The sequence below is a fragment of the Chryseobacterium aurantiacum genome (assembly GCF_003020585.1).
Classification (GTDB): domain Bacteria; phylum Bacteroidota; class Bacteroidia; order Flavobacteriales; family Weeksellaceae; genus Chryseobacterium; species Chryseobacterium aurantiacum.
In genome coordinates this window covers 16,545-32,076 of the sequence record NZ_PXUE01000002.1, presented here as the reverse complement: position 1 = coordinate 32,076, position 15,532 = coordinate 16,545, and the positions used below count along the sequence as shown (strand labels likewise).

Below are 15,532 nucleotides of genomic sequence, written 5' to 3'. Positions count from 1 at the left end.
AACAATTATGAGCAATAAAGATAATCTTTCTCCTGTAGAAAGGATTAAAACCCAAAGTAACGGGCTCAGGGGAACATTAAAAGAAAGTCTATCGGACGACTTCACAGGAGCCATACGAGAAGATGATCAAACCGTGATTAAGTTCCACGGAATGTACCAACAGGATGACAGAGATAGAAGAGAAGAACGTGTTGCCAAAAAACTGGAATGGTTGTATTCTTATATGATCAGGCTAAGGCTTCCCGGAGGTTTTTTAACCTCAGATCAATGGATTGGAGTGAATGAAATTGCCCAAGACCATTCCACAGGAACTATAAAAATAACAACAAGACAAACTCTTCAGCTGCATGGTATTTTAAAGTCTCATTTAAAGCCAACCATTCAGAACTTTAATCTCAATCATCTGGACTCTATTGCAGCCTGTGGTGATGTGAACAGAAATGTTACCTGTACAGCAAATCCATCAGAATCTCCACTGCATCAGCAAACCTACGAACTGGCAGGCAAAATAAGTGAAATGTGTCTGCCTAAAACACAATCTTATTATGATATTTGGATTGATGATGAATTGATTGTTGACAGAAAAGCAGAAGAAGACCCTTTATACCAGGACAGATATCTTCCAAGAAAACTGAAAATAGGTATTGCGGTTCCTCCTAATAATGATGTAGATGTATTCATCAATGATATTGCGCTGATTGCCATCATCGAAAACAATCAGATTGCAGGATACAATATTGCTGCCGGAGGAGGGCTGGGAGCTACCCACGGAAATGAAGTCACCTATGCACGTCTTGCCTCTGTGCTTGGATTTGTAGATTCTGAAGAAAAGGCCTTACAGGCAGTGTATGAGATCATAACGGTACAACGCGACTTCGGAAACAGAAGTGATAGAAAGCTTTCAAGATTAAAATATACCATTGATAAGCTTGGAATAGATCAGTACAGAAATGAAGTAGAGAAAAGAACAGGATTCAGCTTTGAGCCTGCAAGAGAATTTAAGTTTGAACAAAGAAAAGACCGCTATGGCTGGACTCAAAATCATGAAGGAAAATGGTTTTATACATTGTTTGTAGAGCATGGGAGGGTTCTTGATATTGAAGAATATCCTTTAAAATCAGGATTATTAAAGATAGCCCAAACCGTTGAACTCAACTTTAGATTTACCTGTAACCAAAATCTGATTCTTGCAGATATCAATGAAGAAGATAAAGCAAAAGTTGAAAACCTATTGCAGGAATATGGCATTTCAGAATATACTGACAAAGCAAGTGCCCTTCGTAAAAATTCTGTTGCCTGTGTTGCGTTAAATACGTGTTCTTTGGCTTTAGCAGAAGCACAGCGCTATTTACCTTCGTTGGTAACCAAAATAGAACCCATTCTTGAAAAACATGGCCTTTTACAAGATGATATTACCATTAGAATGACCGGATGCCCCAATGGATGCGGCCGATCTCCCAATGCTGAAATTGGATTTGTAGGAACAGCCTATGGTAAATACAACCTCCATATCGGGGGAGACAGACTGGGAATGCGATTGAATACAAAATTCAGGGAAAATATCGGTGAAGAGGAAATTCTGACTACTCTTGACGAACTTTTCGGGATTTATATACAGAAAAGACTTACAGAAGAAACATTTGGTGATTTTTCAAACCGCTACTTAAAAACTTTAAACTGAATATATGACAAGCCTTTTTTATGATCTGAAAAAACTAAAAAAACATCAACCTCTTCTTTTAAGTGAACGAATGTGTATGTGTTGTTGATTCTCAAATAACAATACAATCAAAGCTGTTTCAACTTTTCAATCAAACCACAAAAGTCACAAAAGTTTCAAACACATAATTTTTTAAGAACTAAACTTTGTACATCATAAGTACACCCATGTTTTGTAAAAATCTTTGATTTTGAGCTAATGTGAGCTTTTCTGCGGCATCAAAACGTACTTAAGCGAACTAAAGTGTTTTAAAATGAAAACTTTTGTGCCTTTTATGGTTAAAAATAAACGATGTCATCATTCTTCAAAGACATCAATGTTCAAACAGTTTCATTCTTAACTTAAAAAATGAAGAAAAATGAAAAACAAAAAACAGGGATATCTTCTGCCCAAAACAGGGCTTATATTAATTACATTTTTATTTTGCAATCTGGCAGAGGCACAGCAGCTTATAGAAGTAAGCGGAATTATTAAAAATACAGAAACCCAGAAAGGCATAGATGCAGTAAAGGTACAGATTGAAAATACACAGGACACCGTTTCCACAGATCAACTTGGAAACTTTAAGATAAGAACAAGGGTTACCATTCCGTTCCGATTGGTTATCAATAAAGATGGGTTTTCCCATCAGACAGTGGAAATCCTTTCCCTTTCCAACAAACTAACCATTGGACTTAATCCTCAAAACACTATTATTGATGATGTGGTTATCTCTGCATCACGTGTTCCTGAAAAAGTCTTAAGATCTCCGATTGCTATTGAAAAAATTGATATCAAAACAATCAGAGAAAGCCCGGCAGCTACTTTTTATGAAACCTTGGAAAATGTAAAAGGATTACAGCTACTCACCTCAAGCCTTACCCTGAAAATCCCTAACTCCAGAGGATTTAACTCACCCAATAACTTTCGGTTTATGCAGCTGGTGGATGGGGTAGATGTACAATCTGCAACGCTAGGAGTTCCGTTGGGTAATGCAATTGGTCCTACAGAGTTGGATATTCAGTCTATGGAGGTTACTCCCGGTGCGGCTTCCGCATTGTATGGGATGAATGCCATCAATGGGCTGGCAAGTCTCCAGACGAAAGATCCTTTTACCTCTCAGGGATTAAGCGTCTATTTTCGGGGCGGGGTTAATCATGTGGACAATTTCAACCATAAAATAAGTTCTCTGGGAGAAAGCGCCATCCGATTTGCAAAAGCTTTTAATAAAAATTTCGCCATCAAGGTAAACGCATCTTACTTTGCCGGAACAGATTGGATATCAAACAATCAGACAGATCAGAACCCTAATTCGTTCATCACCGCCAATCCCAATTTTTCATTAGCCAATAATCCAGCCGAGGATCTTTGGAACAAATACGGTGACGAAAGAAATAACCGCGTTGCCGTAAAAGTAGATTATAACGGAAAACCTACAACATTCAATGTGTCAAGGACCGGATATTTTGAAAAAGACCTTGTAAGCCCGGAAGTAAAGAATATAAAATTTGATGCCGGATTATACTATCGTTTTGGCGACCAGTGGAAGGCTTCCTATGTATACCGATATGGTTTGCTGGACGGAACTTTTCAAAGAGGTAATAAGATTCGTTTACAAAACGCTACCGTTCAGAACCATAAGGTAGAACTTACCGGTAAAGAGCTTACTTTCAGGGCCTATGTTTCCATAGAAAATACAGGAGATTCTTATAATCTGAAACCCCTGGCCGATAATCTTGATCTTACTAACCTGTCTAACAACAGCTGGAAAAATATTTTCCAGACAACATTACAAAATAACATCAATGCCGGAAGAGGCCTTAACGAAGCTTTTATTCTGGCCCGACAGGAAGCTGACAAAAATAGAGCTGTACCTGGAACTACCGCTTTTGAACAATTAAAAAATACCATTATTGGAATTAATAACTGGGACTCTGCCAATGCAGGAATTGCAGGAGCTCCAGCAACAGGAGGTGCCAAGCTTGAACAGAAATCCCGTTTTTATCAGGGAGAACTTACCTATGATCTCAGCAGATTTGTCAAAATATTCAATCTACTTGCCGGTATAGACTATCGTTTATATAGCATAACACCTGACGGAAATAATTTTGTAGATTTCAACAGGCCTGTTACTGAAAGAAATATCCCTTTATCTGACGGAACATTCGGGAAAGATGTTATCTATCAAAAATATGGAGCCTTTGCTCAGATTACTAAGCTTTTTTTTGATGATAAATTAAAGCTTAATGCAGCCTTACGTATCGATAGAAATCCGGAATTTGAAGCTAAGCTTAATCCAAGGATCAGTATTGTATATTCTCCTGTTAATCAGCACAATTTTAGGGCATCTTTTCAAAACGGATACCGCTTTCCATCATTATTTGAAGCCCTTTCCTTTGTCAATAACGGAAATGTAAGAAGAGTAGGAGGACTTTCTAAAGTGAATGATGGGCTAGGTTATCTGGAAAATTCCTACACGCTGGCCTCTATAGATCGGTTTACTTCCGCAGTAAATGCCGATGTAGATGGAGGTAAAAACCAAAGTCAGGCCGCTCAGGACAATAAACAACTTTTAACTGTTGCCAATCTCCAAAAATTGAAACCTGAAAAAATAAATTCCTTTGAAATAGGCTATAAATCTGTTTTCTTTAATAATAAACTGGTATTGGATTGGGATTTTTACTACAATATCTATGAAGGATTTCTGGGACAGGTAGAAGTAGCAGTTCCCAAAAACAGTCAGGTGGGAAGCAACGCCGCCATTCTTGCCATGCTTGACCGAAGCAAGCAGGACCGATACAGGGTATATACCAATAGTAACAATACCTACAAAAGCTACGGGACTTCACTCGGCATTCGGTATAATGTAGTTCGAAATTATAACGTTAATGCTAATGTATCTTATAATGATCTGGCCTCCAACAACACTTCAGATCTGTTTATTACAGCATTCAATACCCCGAAATGGATGGTGAATATAAGTGTAGGCAACAGGGAAATCATTAGAAATATAGGGTTTACAATTGTAGCAAGATGGCAGAATAGTTTTGCGTGGGAGAGTCCTTTAGCTTCAGGAGATATTCCCGCATACTATACCATTGATGCACAGGCAACCTGGAAGCTTCCTGAAATACACGCCAATATAAAAATTGGGGCAACCAATTTACTGAACAGACGTTACTTTCAATATGCAGCAGGACCTGAAATCGGAGGTTTATATTATCTCGCTTTTACCTATGATTTAAAACTGTAATCAAGATGAGTAATTCTTTATATCCCGTATTTTTAAAGCTTGAAAAATTATCATTACTGATTATTGGAGGTGGCAATATAGCCCTCGAAAAGCTAGAATCAGTACTTGGAAATTCTCCTGAAACATCCATCAGGCTGGTAGCCCGTGAAATTATCCCTGAGGTAAAATCCCTACAGCAGCGGTTTACCAATATAACATTCCATGAAAGAGCATATAATGATGATGACTTTAATGATACAGATCTGGCGATTATAGCTGTAAATGACATTGTACTGGCTGAACAGATCCGCAATGATGCCCATCAAAAAAATGTTTTGGTTAATATTGCCGATAAACCTGATCTCTGCGATTTTTATCTGGGTTCAATTGTTAAAAAAGGAAGCCTTAAAATTGCCATTTCAACCAATGGAAAATCTCCAACCATAGCAAAAAGATTAAGGGAAATATTCACAGAAACAATTCCTGATGAAATGGATCTGGTACTGGACAATATGCAGAGTATACGCAATCAGTTAAAGGGTGATTTCAACCATAAAGTAACGGAACTCAACAAAATAACAACCCAATATTTATCTGACGGAGCAGTTTCTTCCCCAAAATCAAATCTGGAAATTGAAAAACTGATCAATATTACCAAAATAGCTCAGAGAAAAGCCAATATCTATCTGGCCATTATAGGAGTTATGCTTCTTTTCGGAATACTTGGTCTTGTGGTATATCAGTTTAATCTTTCCGGGGATATTCAGGATTTCCTTAATCAGGATAACCATATCTTTTATTGGATGCTTTTTGCCGGTTTTATGGCAGAAATTGTTGCCGGATCAATGGGAATGGGGTATGGCGTAATATGTACAACCATACTGCTTTTATTGAATGTTCCGCCACCTGTAGTAAGTGCCAGCATTCATTCTGCAGAGTCTTTTACAACAGCCGCAGGTGGGTTTAGCCATTATAAATTGGGAAATGTCAATAAGAAAATGGTTTGGGTATTATTTCCTTTGGCCATCGTGGGATCTGTCATTGGTGCATTAACTTTATCTCACTATGGAGAACATTATGCCCATATTGTAAAACCCATTATTGCATGTTACACCCTATATTTGGGTGCCAATATCCTGAAAAATGCTTTTAAGGATAATAAGAAAAACCGTATCCAACCAAAGCGAAGAACCAATCTCAGAATGCTGGGACTTGTTGGTGGCTTTATAGATTCTTTTGCCGGAGGTGGCTGGGGACCATTAGTAACAGGAACATTGATTAAGGAAGGAAGAATTCCCCACTATGTGGTAGGAAGCTCAACTGTCGCTAAGTTCTTGCTGACCATTACCAGTGCCATTACTTTTATTTTTACCATTGGTATCCATCATTGGAATATTGTTTTGGGACTTCTTTTGGGTGGAGTTTTTACAGCTCCGTTTTCTGCCATGCTTACTTCAAAACTTCCCACAAAGAAAATGTTTGTTGTAGTAGGAGTAGTAGTTATTATCATGAGCCTGGTAACTATAGTAAAATCATTATTCTAACAGACAATACATTTACAATATATCTGCCAGATTATCAACACATTAAACACGTTCAAGCACTTAAAAAGCCCCTTATCAGATTTTGATAAGGGGCTTTTCTATTACTGAATTGTCAAAAATTATGACTTATTTTTTATTCCAATTAATCTTAAAGCGTTGGAGGTTAAAAAGATATCATCAAAAACAGTCAATGATTCCACATCATTAAAACCTGTTGGTAATAGATCATTTTTATTGAAAGAAAGTTCTATGGATTCATCATAGGAGGCAATAATTCTAACCTTTGAATATCCGTTATAGCCCACCTTAAAGCCTTCAAACATACATTTTTTTTCTGCTTTCAGATACTCGCCGTATTCTTCAAAACCAACAATATCTGTTCTTTCTTCCTCATTATGCTCAAGTGATTTCCATGAAGTATAGTTTTTAGGTTCTTTTAGGACATTACCTTGTGGATCTACAGGAACAAACATTCCCAAGGTGAGGGATTGTTTCAGGAAATTGGCATAATTATTCATCAAATTTAAAATTTGAAGATCAGCATATCCTTCGTTCGCATAATACTCAAGCACGAAGGTTGTCATCGGAATCAGCTTGTGGGAAGCATCAGTCGGCATAATTGTTTTTTCTTTATCGGGCGATAAAAATAGTATTTTTATTTACTCTACCCAACGAAACAATGAGAACTACATGGAATTTATACCCATTCTGAATAACGATATCAGGAAGAATATCCACTCTTTTTCAGTATTTTTGGGAACAAGAACGGTAATAATGACAATGAATACTTCTCCACAGGATATTGATGAGATCCTTGACTTATATAAAATGGCTTCTGACTTTAAGAAAAAAGTATCCGGTGTACAATGGCCGGAGTTTGAACGAAGCATGATAGAAACAGAAATTCAGGAAAATCGCCTTTTTAAAATCACTGTAGATCAGAAAGTTGCCTGTGTATGGAGCATTACTTTTGATGATCATCAGGTTTGGGAAGAAAAAAATACAGATCCAGCTATATATATTCACAGAATTGCCACTAACCCTAACTTTAGGGGACAAAAATTTGTAGAGCAAATCGTGGAATGGTCCAAGCAATTTGCCAAAGAACACCAAAAATTATATGTAAGAATGGATACTACGGCAGGAAATCAAAGACTTACAGATTATTACGTGAAATGCGGGTTTTCTTATTTGGGCGACAAAAAGATTGCTGATACTGAGGGACGCCCTGCGCATTACCATAATGCCATCATGGGACTTTTCCAACTGGAAGCTTAGCATTTTATTATTTACAGACAGGCTGAACATCATTTAATATTGTTACCAGCATTTTACCAGGCTCTTCAATAGGAATTAAGTGTGCTGAATTTTCAAACCATATTCCTTTTTTAAACGGAGCCTTTACATTCTGAAGCCATTGAGCAGTGGGCTCTGATGGTGTGGTATAGTCATGTCTGCCCATAAACATAAAAACCGGTATCGGAAATGTTTTAACGCTCTTAAAATCCGTATTAAGAAACTCCGAAAGAACCTTTGAAAGAGTAAATAAACTTCCTTTACCAATGGCTTCCGCGTCCTGATAGGAATATTCCGGAGACAATAACGGAGCCTGAAAGAAATATCTGGAATTGTTTCTGTAGGCCGTTAAACCACCATAATATTGAGGCCATTTCCTTGCAATAATGATTCTTTGTCTTGTAATGGGTGTATTTCCCGGATAAGGAGCAATGGATGCCAATTCCTTTAATGCAACATCATTTTTGAGCCTTGTAGCCTCTTTTACAGCAAAATCAACACTTAGACGTTCATTATCTTTGGTATTGATAATTTGCCCGATTCCTACATAGGCATAAAACAAATCTGGCCTTTTCAGAGCGGCTTTCATGGAAATTATAGTTCCCCAGCTGTGCCCTATGAGAATCACTTTTTTCTTTTTATACTTTTCCTTTACCAGCTCTGCCATTTGTATAGCATCATCCACGTATTGATTGATATTGATCGTATTCTTTAGCCTTAATGTATCATTTGCATTATACGTTTTTCCGGATGCCCTCTGATCATAATTAACCACTGTAAAATATTCCTCAATCGGTCTTTGAAACATCCACATCACCGGAGCAATAGGAGAGGCAGGACCTCCATGTACAAATAATATTACCGGATTTTCCTTGTTCTGTCCCCGTACATATACCCATTGCTGAACTCCTCCCACAGTTGCCTTGTATCTTTCCTGAATTCCATTGGGGCTGACAATAGAATCTAAATCCTTTATAATTTCTCTGGCTGGTCCATATTCATCACAGGGCTTACCTTGCCCGGATACTACAAGTGAGAATAATAGAACAATGATGAGCAGTATGTTATTTTTCATTATTTTTTGTATAAAATCTGATTCATAGAATCAAGTTAAACAGATATTTTGAATAAAAGAACTCCTTTATTTATTATTTTTCAGGGCCTTTTTTTCGGCATCCAGAAATTCATATACCGGAAAAGCATCTCCCTGATTGGTTAAAGCAATAATGCAGGTATTGCTCCTCAAATCCCTCCAGATCAAACTTCTGAAACCATCCACACCGCCTGTATGCATTGCAGCATGATCAGAAACAAACCAGCCAAAACCGTATTCACTGCGTTTTTTATCTTTTAAAACGGGTAATTCATACATTAGTTTAGAATTTTCTTCATTCAGTAACTGATGTTTTCTTAAAGCCTGATCAAATTTGTACAAATCCCATGCAGTAGAATAGATGCTGCCATCTCCGGTAGTAAGCAATGAATAATCGTCCGGTTTCTTATGAAGATCATAAGCTTTAATCATGTCAGGGGTTGAAATGGTCTCAACATCATAAACAAATGAATGAGTCATCTTCAAAGGAGTAAACACTCTGCTATTCATAAATTCTCTGTATGTTTGACCTGATAAAGCCTCTATAATCTGACCCAAAACAATATAACCGCTATTACTATATTCAAACCGGCTTCCAGACGGAAACCTAAGTCCCGTTTGATTTTTCAGAAAATTCATAACATCCCTATTGGTAATCTTTTCCTGATCTGAAACCAAAACGTTTTCATAATCTGCCAGTCCTGAAGTATGAGTAAGCAATTGCCGTATACTCACATTTTGAGCATATACAGGAAGATTCGGAACATAACGGCTTGCCTTATCATCATATGACAACAGATGCTCCTGCTGTAATAACATAATTCCCACAGCAGTAAAGGGTTTCGTGAGAGAAGCAATACAAAATGGAGTATCCCTCGTTAAAAGACTGTTTTCTTCAAGATTTTTATAACCCAAAGCGGTATCACAAATCACTTTTCCCTCTTTAATAATGAGAACAGTGCCGTTAAAATTCCCTTTTTCATGCAACTCCATAAGAACCTCTTTTTCTGATTTTCCTTTGCAGGAAAAAAAGGTTAACAGAATAATGCTTAAAATAAAAGATATTCGAATCATAGCCTGAAATATAATATTCAATATGTCAATCACATCCATCAAAAAGTTACAAAACAGTTGAATGATATCAAAGTAACTTCAAAGAAAGACTTTGTGGCAATTTTGTAGAGAAAATATTAAAAATATACTGCCTTATTTTTATCACCGAACATAGTAAACAATTGATTTTCAATTCAAAATATCGATTAATTTTAAAAAAGCTATCTTTACAAGAACCAAACAAAATATTCACAATATGTCAGTTACACCAGAAGGAGCCAGGAAGGCTCAGTTATCCTTATCTGAAAGGGCACCGGTTGCCCATGCCGTTCTTTCGGGAGCAGAAAATATTTCAAAGTACAGCAGTGGTGTTTGCCATGATGTTGTTGCTTATGCTCTTTACATGAGAGGAGCCAGTATTAATCCTGATGAACTATCTGGATCATCAGGTCAAAAATGGTTAAGCAAATTCAACTATCCTGCAGGAGAAAAATGGGACGGATATTCTCCAATTCCTAAAGGAAAAGCCATTGGTTTCTATAGATTAATAGATAAAACATGGTTTCACTCTGCCATTACAACAGGAAACGGAAATGAAATCAGATCTGTGAACGGATTTTCCTTGGGATCAGCATGGTCTGTTCCTGTAGATATGAAATGGGTTTTAGGAAAAATGAATTCTGACGGAACCTTTAATTATGACGGAACCAAAATAGAAGTGTATATCTCTTCTTTATAACAAGATTTTCAAAACCATCATAAAAAACCTCTCTAAGCATAAGTTTAGAGAGGTTTTTTTTATATCACCATTTACCTTTTCAATTATTAAATTAAACAGTAAAAGAGTTATGTATTTGTACATTTAGGGCAAATTCCGCTAATCACAAAGTTGTATTCCTCAGCCACAAAATGATCCGGAAGACTAATTTCAGGAATAGCATTCTCAATGCAGGTCACAGAATGACATTTTTTACAGTTAAAGTGAACATGATTATGAAAATGCTGTTCATGCGTGCATTTGCCACTGCATTTTGCAAAATTCACAACACCGTCAACGTTAACAATCTTATGAATAGATCCCTCATTTTCAAGCCTTTCCAACACCCTGTATATCGTAACTCTGTTGCAAAGATCTCCAAGCTTTTTCTGAATATCAGAATGAGTTAAAGCTATGTCAGAATGATTTATAAGGTTTAAAATTTCAGTTTTTGCGTGTGTATTTCTTACCTGTTTCATATTTTAATGCAACAAAGTTGCGTTATTTGGGTTTTTATATTTACATTTGCAACAAAGTTACGATAAGAAATTTAAATCCTATGTTTTATGAAATCAAAAATTCTTGATGCTGTTGGAATTTCAGCTGCCGTTTTATGTCTTATTCATTGTATTGTTTTCCCATTATTGCTAATCATTCCTTTGGGAATATCACATAACCCCTATATTGATTTGGCTTTCCTTGTGATTGGGGCATTGGTTGTTTTTAGAATAACAAGGCACATGACCAATTTCTGGTTGAAATTTTTGTTTTGGGCATCTATTCTTCTCATCTCAGTTTCGGTTTTAACAGATTTATTGTTTGAAATCCATCTTCCATTGATTTATGCTGGAGCTATTGGTTTAATAACAGGGCATATCATCAATTTTAAAAATCATAAACATTAGAATACATGACGAAAAAACTCCCTGTAACGGTACTCAGCGGCTTTCTTGGAGCCGGAAAGACAACTTTACTGAACCACGTTCTGCATAACAAGCAAGGATTAAAAGTCGCAGTGATTGTTAACGACATGAGTGAAGTTAATATTGATGCACGATTGGTTGAAAATCAAAATACCCTTTCCAGAACAGAAGAGAAGCTGGTAGAAATGAGTAACGGATGCATCTGCTGTACGCTCAGAGAAGATCTGATGGTAGAAGTAGAACGCTTAGCCCATGAAAATCGTTTTGATTATCTTCTGATTGAAAGTACCGGAATTAGTGAACCCATTCCCGTAGCCCAGACTTTTACCTATATTGATGAAGAAAGTGGTATTGATCTTTCGCGTTTCAGCTATATTGATACTATGGTGACTGTTGTAGATGCATTCAATTTCATGAAAGACTTTGCGTCCAATGAACGGCTGCTGGATCGTGATCTTACGGATATGGAGGGTGACTATCGTACTATTGTAAATCTTCTTACTGATCAGATTGAATTTGCCAATATCATCATTTTAAATAAAACAGATCTTGTGGATCCGGAAACACTTGGATTTCTAAAATCAGCCATAAAAAAACTGAATCCGGAAGCTACAATTCTTCAGTCAGAATTTAGTAAAGTAGATCCGCAATACATTTTAAATACACAACTTTTCAATTTTGATAAAGCACAGGCTTCTGCAGGATGGCAAAAAGAACTTCAATCCGATCACCACACTCCGGAAACTGAAGAATATGGAATCAGTTCTTTCGTATTCAGAGATAAAAGACCGTTTCATCCTATGAGACTTTGGGAGTATCTCAACAATTATCCTGAGGGAATACTAAGGGCAAAAGGTTTATTCTGGATGGCTTCCAGACCTGATGATGCCCTCAATTTTTCTCAGGCGGGAGGTTCATTTCGGTTGGAAAAAGCAGGAGTATGGTGGGGAAGTATGCCCATGAATCAAAGAATACGATATGCCGCATTTATAGAGAATCAGGAGTTTATAGAAAGCAGATGGGATAAGAACTGGGGTGACAGAATCAATGAACTTGTTTTTATCGGACAAAATATCAATCAAGATCAAATGTCACAGGACCTTAAGAATTGTCTCATCAATGATCAGGATAAAAAACGAATGGATCAAAAGCAGGATTTTGAAGACCCTTTTCCGCAAAACATTTAGAATTAACCATTTATTAACGCAACTAAGTTACGATAGATTAATATATGCAATACCTTAGAGCATTATTTTTTTAAGCTATGGACAGAAGAAAATTTTTAAAAGGTTCAGTATTACTTTCAGGATTGTTATCACTCTCACCTTTGGAACTTTGGGGCTCCGGGAGAAATACAGACCTACCTAAAATTGGGAAAGCAAAAAACATCATATTTATGGTCAGTGACGGAATGAGTCTTGGAACTCTATCAATGGCTGATCTTTATTCAAGAAATATTCTGGGAAAAGGGAGCAATTGGCTCAACCTGTATCATGAGAAAAAAGTTTCACGGGCTTTAATGGACACTGCTTCGGCCAGCTCAATTGTAACGGATTCTGCAGCTGCAAGTTCTGCATTCGGAGGAGGAATAAGAGTAAAGAATGGAGTTTTGAATATGGGGGCAAATGGTGAAAAGCATATTCCTATATGGCAAAAATTTAAAAAGGCAGGTAAGAAAGCAGGCTGTGTAACTACAGTTACTGCTACCCATGCCACTCCTGCAGGTTTTTGTGTAAACTCTGCGAAAAGAAATGCAGAACCTCAGATCGCTGAGATGTATGTAGATCTGGGAATAGATGTTTTAATGGGAGGTGGAGATGAATTTTTCAACCCCGATAAAAGGGAGGATAAAAAAGACCTTTATTCCGTATACAAGGAAAAGAAATATCAAATTTTCAAGAATCGTAATGACCTTAAATCCATTAAGAAGGGAGAAAAAGTTTTAGGAATTTTCAGTACGGGAGCATTGCCTTATACCATCGATAAAAACAACCTCGCTGAGTTTAAAAATACACCAACCTTGGCAGAAATGGCGAGCGTTGCCATTGATCAGATGAAGGAACATCCGGAAGGCTTTGTTCTCCAGATAGAGGGAGGAAAAGTAGACTGGGCAGCTCATGCTAACGATGTAGCCGCGCTCATTCATGATCAGCTTGCTTTTGATGAAGCCGTGAAGACAGTAATGGATTTTGCCGAAAAAGATGGAAATACATTGGTCATCATCACTACAGATCACGGAAATGCCAATCCTGGTACTATTTACGGTTCAGACGCGACCACTAATTTCAACAGTATCTCAGCGTATCAGTACACCAATGAATATATTCTGAATAAAATCCACAAGGACTTTTCCATTAAGGATATTAAAGACTGGATATATGAGGGCAACAAGATTATTTTGAATGATGATGAAGCCAAACATTTATTGAGCTTTTACAATGGACTTGAAAAGGAAGAAGGACTTTATAATTACAAGAAATTACCGTTTAAACTTTATTCTGAAATTCAGAAAAGCAGAAATTCGGTAGGGTGGATCAGTATGGACCATTCAGGGGATTATGTAGAAGTAGCGGCCTATGGTCCCGGAAGTGAACTTTTGCAGCCCTTCATTAAAAATACAGATCTGCATTATTTAATGTTGAAAGCTTCTTCCCTATAAAAAGAAAACATTTTTAAACACATATTTTACATTTTTAACAGGTTTTTAAAAACAGGCTATCCAAAATATTGAATAGCCTGTTTATTTTTCAGATTAAATATTGTTTTTTATAATCTATGAAGACTTTTTACGACGTCCGGAAACCTTTTTATCAAGATCTTTAATGTCTTGTCTCAATTCACGGAACATCTCCTTAAAGTTATAGCTCTCATAATCTCCGGGTTCAAAATCTTCAGGGAAAATACCCGAAGCATACTGCCAGATTTCTACAACATCTTCAAACGGAATATCATATGGCTCATAAAAAGAATTATCAGCACTTACGCTTATAGAATTTCCTTTCTTCTCCTTAAAGCGTTTATAAGTAATCCCATCATTCAGGGTAATGAAAACATAAGTTTTTCCTGGCTTTAGCTCATCAATTCCTTCTACATATTTCCCTACAATAAAAGAACCGCTTCTAAATGGAGGCATAGAATCTCCATCTGCAGGGAAAGCCCTGTACTTCCCATTGGTTAAAAAGGGTAGTGCAATTCTTTGAAGGCTCTCTATATATTCCACGTCACTATATCCCTCCAGATATCCCATAGATGCTTTCTGTGGAATAATTTCTATCGTATCATTTCCAAGATCGTCAACAGCCACCGGAAGAACAATTCTGTTATCAGGAAGCTTCAGCATTTCATCCATTGGATATTTCTGAATATCTACAGACAACATAAGATCAATACTGACATGAAAATATTTTGATATTTTGATCAGAAGCTCAATTGGAGGTTCTGAAATTCCGTTTTCATATTTGGAATATCTCACTCTGGAGATCAGAAGCTCGTCGGCAACATTTTGTTGAGAGAGCTTTCTCTTGGCTCTTAAAAAGCGTATATTATTTGAAAAAATTGACATTGATACAAGTATGTAGGCAAAAATACAAATTTTGACTCCGTTATCAATGGCCAGAATCGGTTTTACCCTAAAAAGTAAAGAATTTCAACTTCTGTCCGATTAATATTGCTAAAAATAGACTGCAAAAATCTTCTTTTAGTCTTCTAAATCACTGACTTCCGGATCAAAACATGTCTTTTGGGACACTAAGGTTATTAATCCTAATAAAACATCAATTGTGTTAAAAAAATTAACTCTAAAATTACCAAGTTGAAATATGTTTTTTAACATTTAGAAAATCAAACAGATATATTAAAAAACGGAATATTCATAAAATAACAATTATATTAACGAAATATTAAATTATAAAATTATTTAATTATTTTATTCAAAA

The 15,532-nt window shown here is 36.5% G+C and carries 13 protein-coding genes; 8 read left to right on the top strand and 5 right to left on the bottom strand.

Annotation, left to right across the window (positions count from 1 at the left end):
• The first annotated feature begins 7 nt into the window (after positions 1 to 7).
• The 3 genes from C7D53_RS06585 to C7D53_RS06575 all read left to right on the top strand — a co-directional run bounded on the left by C7D53_RS06585 (position 8) and on the right by C7D53_RS06575 (position 6,475).
• A complete protein-coding gene (locus tag C7D53_RS06585) occupies positions 8 to 1,681 on the top strand; it encodes an NADPH-dependent assimilatory sulfite reductase hemoprotein subunit (protein WP_106915612.1) in 1,674 nt (557 codons plus the stop codon).
• A 397-nt stretch (positions 1,682 to 2,078) separates the two neighbouring features.
• Positions 2,079 to 4,952, top strand: a complete 2,874-nt coding sequence (locus C7D53_RS06580; protein WP_106915611.1) for a TonB-dependent receptor — start codon at positions 2,079 to 2,081, stop codon at positions 4,950 to 4,952.
• 5 nt (positions 4,953 to 4,957) lie between these two features.
• Entirely contained in the window at positions 4,958 to 6,475 is a 1,518-nt protein-coding gene (locus tag C7D53_RS06575) for a TSUP family transporter (protein WP_106915610.1), read from the top strand.
• 119 nt (positions 6,476 to 6,594) lie between these two features.
• On the opposite strand, the gene C7D53_RS06570 is transcribed toward C7D53_RS06575, so the two are convergent.
• Positions 6,595 to 7,092: a hypothetical protein gene (locus tag C7D53_RS06570; RefSeq protein ID WP_106915609.1), complete on the bottom strand. Its 498-nt coding sequence runs from the start codon at positions 7,090 to 7,092 to the stop codon at positions 6,595 to 6,597.
• Between the two features lie 73 nt (positions 7,093 to 7,165).
• On the opposite strand from C7D53_RS06570, the gene C7D53_RS06565 reads away from it, so the two are divergent.
• Entirely contained in the window at positions 7,166 to 7,753 is a 588-nt protein-coding gene (locus tag C7D53_RS06565) for a GNAT family N-acetyltransferase (protein WP_228422223.1), read from the top strand.
• A 7-nt stretch (positions 7,754 to 7,760) separates the two neighbouring features.
• Here C7D53_RS06565 and C7D53_RS06560 read toward each other — a convergent pair whose 3' ends face one another.
• Positions 7,761 to 8,846 carry an alpha/beta fold hydrolase gene (locus C7D53_RS06560; protein ID WP_106915608.1) on the bottom strand — a complete coding sequence of 362 codons (1,086 nt, stop codon included), beginning with the start codon at positions 8,844 to 8,846 and terminating at the stop codon, positions 7,761 to 7,763.
• Between the two features lie 66 nt (positions 8,847 to 8,912).
• On the bottom strand, positions 8,913 to 9,857 hold the full coding sequence (locus C7D53_RS06555) for a serine hydrolase domain-containing protein (RefSeq protein ID WP_162926114.1): 945 nt from the start codon (positions 9,855 to 9,857) through the stop codon (positions 8,913 to 8,915).
• A gap of 316 nt (positions 9,858 to 10,173) precedes the next feature.
• Here C7D53_RS06555 and C7D53_RS06550 point away from each other — a divergent pair, with 316 nt between their 5' ends.
• Positions 10,174 to 10,656, top strand: coding sequence for a hypothetical protein (locus C7D53_RS06550; protein ID WP_106915606.1), 483 nt, complete (start codon positions 10,174 to 10,176; stop codon positions 10,654 to 10,656).
• A 107-nt stretch (positions 10,657 to 10,763) separates the two neighbouring features.
• Here C7D53_RS06550 and C7D53_RS06545 read toward each other — a convergent pair whose 3' ends face one another.
• A complete protein-coding gene (locus tag C7D53_RS06545; protein ID WP_106915605.1) occupies positions 10,764 to 11,153 on the bottom strand; it encodes a Fur family transcriptional regulator in 390 nt (129 codons plus the stop codon).
• An 87-nt stretch (positions 11,154 to 11,240) separates the two neighbouring features.
• On the opposite strand from C7D53_RS06545, the gene C7D53_RS06540 reads away from it, so the two are divergent.
• The 3 genes from C7D53_RS06540 to C7D53_RS06530 all read left to right on the top strand — a co-directional run bounded on the left by C7D53_RS06540 (position 11,241) and on the right by C7D53_RS06530 (position 14,256).
• Positions 11,241 to 11,579 carry a MerC domain-containing protein gene (locus tag C7D53_RS06540; RefSeq protein WP_106915604.1) on the top strand — a complete coding sequence of 113 codons (339 nt, stop codon included), beginning with the start codon at positions 11,241 to 11,243 and terminating at the stop codon, positions 11,577 to 11,579.
• 5 nt (positions 11,580 to 11,584) lie between these two features.
• The gene (locus tag C7D53_RS06535; protein ID WP_106915603.1) at positions 11,585 to 12,784 is read left to right on the top strand and encodes a GTP-binding protein; all 1,200 of its coding nucleotides are present in this window, start codon (positions 11,585 to 11,587) and stop codon (positions 12,782 to 12,784) included.
• 77 nt (positions 12,785 to 12,861) lie between these two features.
• Entirely contained in the window at positions 12,862 to 14,256 is a 1,395-nt protein-coding gene (locus C7D53_RS06530; RefSeq protein WP_106915602.1) for an alkaline phosphatase, read from the top strand.
• A gap of 114 nt (positions 14,257 to 14,370) precedes the next feature.
• On the opposite strand, the gene C7D53_RS06525 is transcribed toward C7D53_RS06530, so the two are convergent.
• Positions 14,371 to 15,159, bottom strand: a complete 789-nt coding sequence (locus C7D53_RS06525) for an XRE family transcriptional regulator (RefSeq protein WP_106915601.1) — start codon at positions 15,157 to 15,159, stop codon at positions 14,371 to 14,373.
• Between the last annotated feature and the right edge of the window lie 373 nt (positions 15,160 to 15,532).

Excerpts from the sequence above, each read along its gene's own strand:
- C7D53_RS06585 (WP_106915612.1), top strand. The coding sequence starts at position 8 with ATGAGCAATAAAGATAATCTTTCTCCTGTAGAAAGGATTAAAACCCAA.
- C7D53_RS06580 (WP_106915611.1), top strand. The coding sequence starts at position 2,079 with ATGAAAAACAAAAAACAGGGATATCTTCTGCCCAAAACAGGGCTTATA.
- C7D53_RS06575 (WP_106915610.1), top strand. The coding sequence starts at position 4,958 with ATGAGTAATTCTTTATATCCCGTATTTTTAAAGCTTGAAAAATTATCA.
- C7D53_RS06570 (WP_106915609.1), bottom strand. The coding sequence starts at position 7,092 with ATGCCGACTGATGCTTCCCACAAGCTGATTCCGATGACAACCTTCGTG.
- C7D53_RS06565 (WP_228422223.1), top strand. The coding sequence starts at position 7,166 with ATGGAATTTATACCCATTCTGAATAACGATATCAGGAAGAATATCCAC.
- C7D53_RS06560 (WP_106915608.1), bottom strand. The coding sequence starts at position 8,846 with ATGAAAAATAACATACTGCTCATCATTGTTCTATTATTCTCACTTGTA.
- C7D53_RS06555 (WP_162926114.1), bottom strand. The coding sequence starts at position 9,857 with ATGGAGTTGCATGAAAAAGGGAATTTTAACGGCACTGTTCTCATTATT.
- C7D53_RS06550 (WP_106915606.1), top strand. The coding sequence starts at position 10,174 with ATGTCAGTTACACCAGAAGGAGCCAGGAAGGCTCAGTTATCCTTATCT.
- C7D53_RS06545 (WP_106915605.1), bottom strand. The coding sequence starts at position 11,153 with ATGAAACAGGTAAGAAATACACACGCAAAAACTGAAATTTTAAACCTT.
- C7D53_RS06540 (WP_106915604.1), top strand. The coding sequence starts at position 11,241 with ATGAAATCAAAAATTCTTGATGCTGTTGGAATTTCAGCTGCCGTTTTA.
- C7D53_RS06535 (WP_106915603.1), top strand. The coding sequence starts at position 11,585 with ATGACGAAAAAACTCCCTGTAACGGTACTCAGCGGCTTTCTTGGAGCC.
- C7D53_RS06530 (WP_106915602.1), top strand. The coding sequence starts at position 12,862 with ATGGACAGAAGAAAATTTTTAAAAGGTTCAGTATTACTTTCAGGATTG.
- C7D53_RS06525 (WP_106915601.1), bottom strand. The coding sequence starts at position 15,159 with ATGTCAATTTTTTCAAATAATATACGCTTTTTAAGAGCCAAGAGAAAG.